The 8,265-nt window shown below is 36.3% G+C and carries 4 protein-coding genes and 2 pseudogenes; 3 read left to right on the top strand and 3 right to left on the bottom strand.

From position 1 onward, the window contains the following. Positions 1–355: pseudogene (locus H3S88_RS08330) on the bottom strand (hypothetical protein); the annotation flags it as partial. 488 nt (positions 356–843) lie between these two features. On the opposite strand from H3S88_RS08330, the gene proP reads away from it, so the two are divergent. Then, positions 844–2,349 carry a glycine betaine/L-proline transporter ProP gene (gene proP, locus H3S88_RS08325; protein WP_198226704.1) on the top strand — a complete coding sequence of 502 codons (1,506 nt, stop codon included), beginning with the start codon at positions 844–846 and terminating at the stop codon, positions 2,347–2,349. A gap of 432 nt (positions 2,350–2,781) precedes the next feature. Here the strand turns inward: proP and pgeF are convergent, their stop codons facing one another. Both pgeF and rluD read right to left on the bottom strand, forming a co-directional pair. Next, positions 2,782–3,549 carry a peptidoglycan editing factor PgeF gene (gene pgeF / locus H3S88_RS08320; RefSeq protein ID WP_370528595.1) on the bottom strand — a complete coding sequence of 256 codons (768 nt, stop codon included), beginning with the start codon at positions 3,547–3,549 and terminating at the stop codon, positions 2,782–2,784. An 8-nt stretch (positions 3,550–3,557) separates the two neighbouring features. Continuing rightward, a complete protein-coding gene (gene rluD, locus H3S88_RS08315) occupies positions 3,558–4,532 on the bottom strand; it encodes a 23S rRNA pseudouridine(1911/1915/1917) synthase RluD (protein WP_198226700.1) in 975 nt (324 codons plus the stop codon). Between the two features lie 92 nt (positions 4,533–4,624). Here rluD and bamD point away from each other — a divergent pair. Continuing rightward, positions 4,625–5,347 (top strand): annotated as a pseudogene (gene bamD, locus H3S88_RS08310) (outer membrane protein assembly factor BamD); the annotation flags it as partial. 301 nt (positions 5,348–5,648) lie between these two features. After that, positions 5,649–8,231: a leucine--tRNA ligase gene (gene leuS, locus H3S88_RS08305; RefSeq protein ID WP_198226696.1), complete on the top strand. Its 2,583-nt coding sequence runs from the start codon at positions 5,649–5,651 to the stop codon at positions 8,229–8,231. Positions 8,232–8,265: the final 34 nt, after the last annotated feature.

The following is an 8,265-nucleotide window of genomic DNA, read 5'->3' as shown; positions in this document are numbered from 1 at the left end:
GTTTTAATGCATCTAATGGATTAGCCGAAGTTAAGGAATTAAGTGCATTAAGTCCTTGAGTTGCAAAGTCGCTTAAACTGCCAGAGTTAGCAGGATTAAAACTCAAATGGGCATTTTGGTTAAGAAATGACTCAACAGAAAGTTGTTTATCCGAGCTGGTGAAAGTAATCGTATAGTGCCAAGGCTGGTTAAGTTGCTCATTACCCTCAACTTGTAAGATTGAAACCTCGGCAGGTAAACCGTCGATATTTAATGTATAGCGATTGTGACCCGCTCCATTAACCAAACCATTCTTTAAACCACGACTTAAACCATTGCCTAATTGATTCACCAGATTGGTTAATCCTTTATCCATGTTATCCTCTATAATTTCATGTGCACTGCAAATTCTACAGTGCTTTATTTAACCATTTATTATTAATATAAATTAAAAATTATAATTATTATAAGCAGTGTATAAAATATCTTATTCTAGGTCAAATATCAATCATAAAATAGCTATCAATCATACTGTTACAAATTGTAACCCTAACACTTATGAGTAAGAACTGATTGATTATTAAATAAAAATTAGACTTTTTATTTGCCTCATTTTACATAATTAGATATTTTGATATAATTAATACCTAATTTTCATGAAAAGAATGATTTTGTCGATATTCAGTTATATAGAATGCATCAACAAAACATCATTTTTTGCTTTTTTATTGTCCTCTTTTATCTTTGCTTAAATTTTCATCAATAAAATTAACTGAATAACACATTGTAAATGTGTCGTTTGAATTGTATTAATTTTGTTGCACTATTTCTTTTCATTTATGACATGAAAACAGGCGGTATTCTATGAAGAAAACGATAAAACCGAAAAATCACCCATTAAATATAAATGACATAACAATTATTGATGATAGCAAATTAAAAAAAGCCATTATTGCAGCAGCACTTGGTAACGCAATGGAATGGTTTGATTTTGGCGTATATGGCTTTTTAGCTTATGTATTAGGGCAAGTATTCTTCCCTAATGCTTCACCCAATGTACAAGTAGTTGCTGCATTGGCAACTTTCTCGGTGCCTTTTTTAGTTCGACCATTAGGTGGATTAGTGTTTGGTATATTAGGCGATAAATTTGGTCGGCAAAAAGTACTTTCTGTTACCATAATTATCATGTCATTAAGTACATTTTGTATTGGTATGATTCCTTCCTATGCATCAATTGGCATTACCGCCCCTGTACTATTATTATTGGCTAAATTAGCGCAAGGCTTTTCAATTGGCGGTGAATATTCCGGCGCAGCAATTTTTGTGGCCGAATACTCGCCAGACCGTAAACGAGGTTTCATGGGCAGTTGGTTAGACTTTGGCTCCATTGCGGGTTTTCTAGTAGGTGCGGGCTTAGTCGTGCTATTATCAACTATCCTTGGTGATGCTAAATTCCAACAGTGGGGGTGGCGAATTCCATTCTTATTTGCTCTACCATTAGGACTTGTTGGTCTTTATTTACGTCATGCATTAGAAGAGACCCCTGCATTTATGCAACATACTGATTCAATGGATAAAAATGAACAAGCCAATATCGCAAATCCACCTAAAATGACTTTCAAAGAAATTATAACCAAGTATTGGAAAAGTTTATTTGTTTGTGTTGGATTGGTCATTGTCACTAATGTCACTTATTACATGCTACTGACCTATATGCCGAGTTACTTATCACACAATTTAAATTATCATACTGATCATGGTGTATTAATTATTATTGCTATCATGATTGGCATGTTATTTGTGCAACCTATGATAGGGTTGATTAGTGATAAAATAGGACGTAGACCCTTTATAATAGGAGGAAGTTTAGGATTATTTATTCTTTCCTATCCTGCCTTTGTAATGATTAATAGTGATATTATTGGTCTTATTTTTCTAGGATTATTGATATTAGCAGTTTTGCTAAACTGTTTTACAGGAGTAATGGCATCAATATTACCGGCTATTTTTCCAACCCACATCCGTTACAGTGCATTGGCTATCTCGTTTAATATTTCAGTGTTAATTGCTGGTGCAACACCAACCGTTGCCGCTTGGTTAGTAGAGGAAACTAATAACCTATACATGCCAGCTTACTACTTGATGATTGTTGCATTAGTAGGATTACTTACTGGTATAAAAATGAGAGAAACCGCCAATCAACCATTAAGAGGTGCAACACCTGCTGCATCAGATCGTTCAGAAGCAAAAGAGATCTTATCGGATCACTTTGATTCCATCGAGCAAAAAGTGGAAGATATCGACGAACAGATAGAAAATCTACAAGAACAACGTCAAGATTTAGTTGATCAACATCCGAAATTAGATTGAGTTTTTGCTTAATTTTGTTTTAATTCGTTTTTTATTATATAGATATTTCTCATAATTAAGGCTTTTATTACAAAAGCCTTAATAAGCTAAAACAAACAATCTGTAAAAAATATTCAGGAGTCTATACCGTTTCATTTTATTTTTAGCCATAATTCATATTAGAAACAAGAATTATGTTATTACATAAACTTTGTCTTTATAAATCAAATCGTTCTAATTATGTTAAATTTGATGAATAAACGTTATGGAGCTTCGATAAACTATCTATACTCAAAATAAATCAAAATTCACATAATTAAACACTCAAGACCTAACAAAAACAGAATACACAGTATTAAATAGGTAGGTATTTATATTTATTTAATTCAAAATTAAATGATAAAAGAATAAATAATATACAGCTATTTTTATTCCAACTTAATACGTTGCGGTTTAATCAAACCAAATCATTGATGCCATTCGACCAGTCTTATTTTCACGACGATATGAGAAGAATTTATCTTGTTCGGTATAAGTACAGTAGTCCCCACCAAACACATGAACAACCCCCATAGCTTGCAAACGTTGTTTGGCAATTAAATACAAGTCAGCCAGATATTTTTGCTCGGATGGGTTAATTAAAGTAAAAGCCAATTTAGCGTTAGAATCGACTTTTTCAAACTGATGTTTAACTTCAACACCTACCTCAAATTTTTTTGCACTGATGGCGGGACCCATCCAAGCTAAGATTTCACTGGTTGGACAAACAAATTTTTTAACTGTTTCTTCTAAAATACCATGACATAACCCTCGCCAACCCGCATGGGCAGCGGCGACTTCATCGCCTTTCATTGAACAAAATAACACAGGCAGACAGTCTGCTGTTAACACAACACTAACTTGCTTGGATTGATTAGTATAAGAAGCATCGGCTTCAAATGATTGATGAGTATTTATCTTTCCTGTTGGTGCTTGTAAAGCAATTTGTGAAATATCGAGCGCGATAGTGCTATGCGTTTGATTGAGCCAATAAGGTTCACTGGGTATCTGCTGTGCGTTAATGATACGTTTACGATTTTCGGCAACATGATCTAAATTATCATCAGTTCGATTACCCAAATTTAAACTGGCAAATGGCGTTGAACTAACCCCTCCTGTTCTGGTGGTAGTAAACGCATGAATATTTTTAGGTGCAGTCCAATAAGGGTAAATCGATTTAATCATATTTGTTACCAATCCAGTTCATCTTTATGAAGTTCGGTATCTTCCTGTAATGCTTGAATTAATTTTTGCATATCATCAGGAATCGGCGCATGCCACTCCATCTGTTCGCCCGTAACAGGATGGAATAGACGTAACATAGTAGCATGCAGTGCTTGTCTGTCAAAATCTCGTAAGGTTTGAATAAATGATTCACTAGCACCTTTTGGCGGTCTTGGACGTCCTCCATATAATGGATCACCAACCAATGGATGCGCTATATGCGACATATGCACACGGATTTGGTGAGTTCGTCCTGTTTCTAAACGTAAGCGTAATCGAGTATGTAACCGATATTTTTCCATTACGCGATAATGGGTAACTGCAGGTTTACCTGTCGGGAATACCGCCATATGCGTTCGTTTAGTCGGATGACGTGTGATAGGTTGATCAATAGTGCCCCCCGCGGTAATAATTCCCATTGCGACAGCTTCGTATTCACGGGTGATTTCACGCAATTGTAATGATTCAACTAAATGGGTTTGGGCGACGATTGTTTTAGCCACAACCATTAAACCTGTAGTATCTTTGTCTAATCGATGCACAATACCCGCACGTGGTACACGCGATATTTCTGGATAATAGTGCAATAAAGCATTTAATACCGTGCCATTAGGATTACCCGCGCCCGGATGTACAACTAAATCGCGCGGTTTATTAATCACTAAAATATCATCATCTTCATAGACAATATTAAGTTTAATATCTTCTGGCTGATGATAAGTTTCTTCCTCAATTTCAGCGCATATACTTATTTTTTCACCGCCAAGAACACGTTCTTTCGGTTTATTGACAATAATATTGTTAACAGTAACTTTATTATTAACGATCCAATCTTTAATTCTAGATCTTGAGTAATCAGGGAAAAGTTCTGATAATGCTTGATCTAAGCGCATTCCTAGCTGGGTTTGTTCAATTTCGGTCGATAATTTTAACTCGTGCATGTGTAATTTATCTATTTTAAGCTGTTAGGTTTTAGAGTATTATATACCAATCATTGCCTTTAATGTTTAATTAAATTTGGACTGAAAAACGAATGAAACTACGTTTACACACTTTATTAGCAATCACTTTAGCTGGCATGCTAATTGGCTGTACTTCTTCCAAACCAGATGTTGAAAATGTATCAGAATTAGATCTTCATAACAAAGCTCGAAGTGAACTCGAAAGTGGCAACATAAAATCCAGTATTACCATATTAGAGACAATCGATAAGAATTATCCATTTGGTCCTTATTCACAACAAGTACAGTTTGATTTGATTTATGCTTACTACAAATCAGGTGATTATCCATTGACTATTGCGTCAATTGACCGTTTTTTAAAATTGAATCCAACGCATCCTAATATAGATTGGATTATCTATATGCGTGGTATTACTAACATGGCACAAGATGATAATACCATTCAAGGTTGGTTTAACGTCGATCGTTCCGATAGAGATCCTGATTTTGCCATGGCCGCATTCAGAGACTTTACCTATCTGGTTTCAAGCTTTCCTGACAGTCCTTATGCAGCTGATGCACAGAAACGTTTGATCTACCTAAAAAACAGATTAGCTCGATACCAATTAAAAATTGCAGAATATTATACCAAACGTGGAGCTTATATTGCAGTGATTAATCGGGTAAGCCGAATGATATCGTTATTTCCTGACACAGATTCAACAAAAACAGCACTTTTGTTGATGCGTAATGCTTACAATGAATTAGGTTTAGATAACGAAACCCAAAAAGTTGATGAGTTAATTCAAGCGAATCTCGAAAATATTCCTAAAGAAGAGGAAAAATCATTTTTATCGCGATTTACCAGCATATTTAATGGTGGTTAAAACTTAACGAGCGGAGTTCAACTCCGCTTATTATTTTCGCCATAGCCAGAATTAACGATTATCTTTGGATTGTTTATTTCAATAAGTTAATATTTTTAATCCCCCCTCCCTTTCTTTTTGCTTAACAATTCAGGCTAACCATGCATATAACGTTTGTAAAACACTACAATAACCAATACAATTAGCAAAATATTTTTATTAGCAATAATAGATAGGACATTAATTCGTCATGCAAGAACAATATCGCCCCGATGAAATAGAAGCCACAGTACAAAAACATTGGCTAGAAAATAAAACTTTCCACGTTACAGAAGATCCATCAAAAGAAAAATATTACTGTTTATCGATGCTACCTTACCCTTCTGGGCGTTTACATCTTGGTCATGTTCGTAACTACACAATCGGCGATACCATTTCTCGTTATCAACGTTTAAATGGCAAAAATGTGTTGCAACCTATTGGCTGGGATGCATTTGGTTTACCAGCTGAAGGTGCTGCGGTTAAAAACAATACGGCTCCAGCAAAATGGACCTATGAAAATATTGCTTATATGAAAAAGCAGTTACAATTATTAGGTTTTGGTTATGATTGGGATCGCGAAGTGACTACTTGCCGTCCTGAATATTACAAATGGGAACAATGGTTTTTTACTAAGCTTTATGAAAAAGGTTTAGTCTATAAAAAAACTTCTGCCGTTAACTGGTGTCCAAATGACCAGACTGTACTTGCCAACGAACAAGTAGTGGAAGGTTGCTGCTGGCGTTGTAGTACCCCAGTTGAACGTAAAGAGATCCCACAATGGTTTATTAAAATTACGGAATACGCAGAAGAGTTACTCAATGATTTAGATACATTAGAAAGCTGGCCTGAACAAGTTAAAACTATGCAACGTAACTGGATTGGACGTTCAGAAGGGGTTGAGTTTGATTTTTCTGTTGAAAACTATGCTGATAAATTACGTGTTTATACAACTCGTCCTGATACTTTAATGGGTGTAAGTTTTGTATCGGTTGCAGCCGAACACCCTCTTGCCCAATTAGCCGCACAAAACGATCCTAAAATTGCCGAATTTATTGCCGAATGCAAAAACACTAAAACGGCTGAAGCTGATATGGCGACGATGGAAAAGAAAGGCGTGCCAACAGGCTATTATGCCATTCATCCATTGACTGGCGATAAAGTGCCTGTTTGGATAGCTAATTTTGTGCTAATTGAATATGGTACGGGTGCTGTTATGGCAGTACCTGGTCACGATGAGCGTGATTATGAATTTGCCTCTAAATATAACTTACCAATTAAACCGGTTATCTTAAACCAAGACGGTAATGCACCCGATCTTTCCGAGCAAGCTTATACCGAACATGGCAAATTATTTAATTCGGGCGAATTCGATGGACTTGATTTTGAACAAGCATTCAATGCAATTGCTGATAAGTTAACTTCGCTTGGTATTGGTACTCGTAAAGTCAATTATCGCTTACGTGATTGGGGCGTTTCACGCCAGCGTTATTGGGGTGCACCAATTCCAATGGTTACGCTTGAAGATGGTACCACAATTCCAACACCAGAAGATCAGTTACCGGTGATCTTACCCGAAGATGTCGAAATGAATGGTATCACAAGCCCAATCAAAGCAGATCCTAACTGGGCTAAAACTACGGTTAATGGCCAACCTGCATTACGCGAAACCGACACTTTCGATACATTTATGGAATCTTCTTGGTATTACGCACGTTATACTTGCCCTCATTATGACAAAGGCATGTTAGATGAAAATGCGGCTAACTATTGGTTGCCAGTTGACCAATATGTGGGCGGTATTGAGCATGCAATTATGCATCTTCTCTATTTCAGATTCTTCCATAAATTAATGCGTGATTTTGGTTTAGTTACCTCTGACGAACCAGCCAAACGCTTGCTTTGTCAAGGCATGGTATTAGCTGATGCATTTTATTACACCAGCCCAACTAACGAACGTATTTGGGTTTCACCAACTGAGGTGACCATTGAACGTGATGAAAAAGGTCGCATTGCCAAAGCGGTTGATAGTAAAGGCAATGAACTGGTGCATGCTGGTATGACAAAGATGTCAAAATCCAAAAATAATGGCATTGACCCACAAGAGATGGTCGAAAAATACGGTGCAGATACAGTACGCTTATTTATGATGTTTGCCTCACCGGCTGATATGACACTGGAATGGCAAGAATCTGGCGTTGAAGGAGCCAATCGCTTTATTAAACGTGTATGGCGTTTAGTGTATGAGCACGCACAAAAAGGTCAAACAGTGGAGCTTGATGTTTCAGCTTTAGACAACGATCAAAAATCATTACGTCGTGAATTACATAAAACGATTGCAAAAGTAACTGATGATATTGGTCGTCGTCAAACGTTTAATACAGCAATTGCGGCTGTAATGGAATTAATGAATCGCTTACAAAAAGCGCCGCAAGAATCTGAACAAGACCGAGCATTAATGGACGAAGCGTTAAATGCCATTGTTCGTTTACTTTATCCTATGATGCCTCATGCTTGTTTTGTGATGTGGCAGGCATTAGGTCATAGTGAATCGATTGATGATAGCTTATGGCCAGTTGCTGATGAATCAGCAATGGTTGAAGATGAAAAACTTATTGTGGTACAAATCAATGGTAAAGTACGTGGCAAATTTACCGTGCCAGCAAATGTTGATCAAGATTCGGTCATAGCTCAAGCTAAACAAGAACCAAATATTCAAAAATATTTAGTCGATGTTGCAATTCGAAAAGTGATTTATGTACCTGGTAAATTATTAAATCTTGTTGTTGGTTAATATTGTTTATAACTAAATATAGGCGGTAGTAGAT

Origin of the sequence: Gilliamella sp. B14448G11, from assembly GCF_016101765.1 — a bacterium.
Lineage (GTDB): Bacteria > Pseudomonadota > Gammaproteobacteria > Enterobacterales > Orbaceae > Gilliamella > Gilliamella apicola_N.
The sequence above is the reverse complement of the archived record's forward strand: the minus strand, read 5'-3'. Positions and strand labels throughout refer to the sequence as shown.

Coding starts and splice junctions, on each gene's coding strand:
- proP (WP_198226704.1), top strand. CDS start 844: ATGAAGAAAACGATAAAACCGAAAAATCACCCATTAAATATAAATGAC.
- leuS (WP_198226696.1), top strand. CDS start 5,649: ATGCAAGAACAATATCGCCCCGATGAAATAGAAGCCACAGTACAAAAA.
- rluD (WP_198226700.1), bottom strand. CDS start 4,532: ATGCACGAGTTAAAATTATCGACCGAAATTGAACAAACCCAGCTAGGA.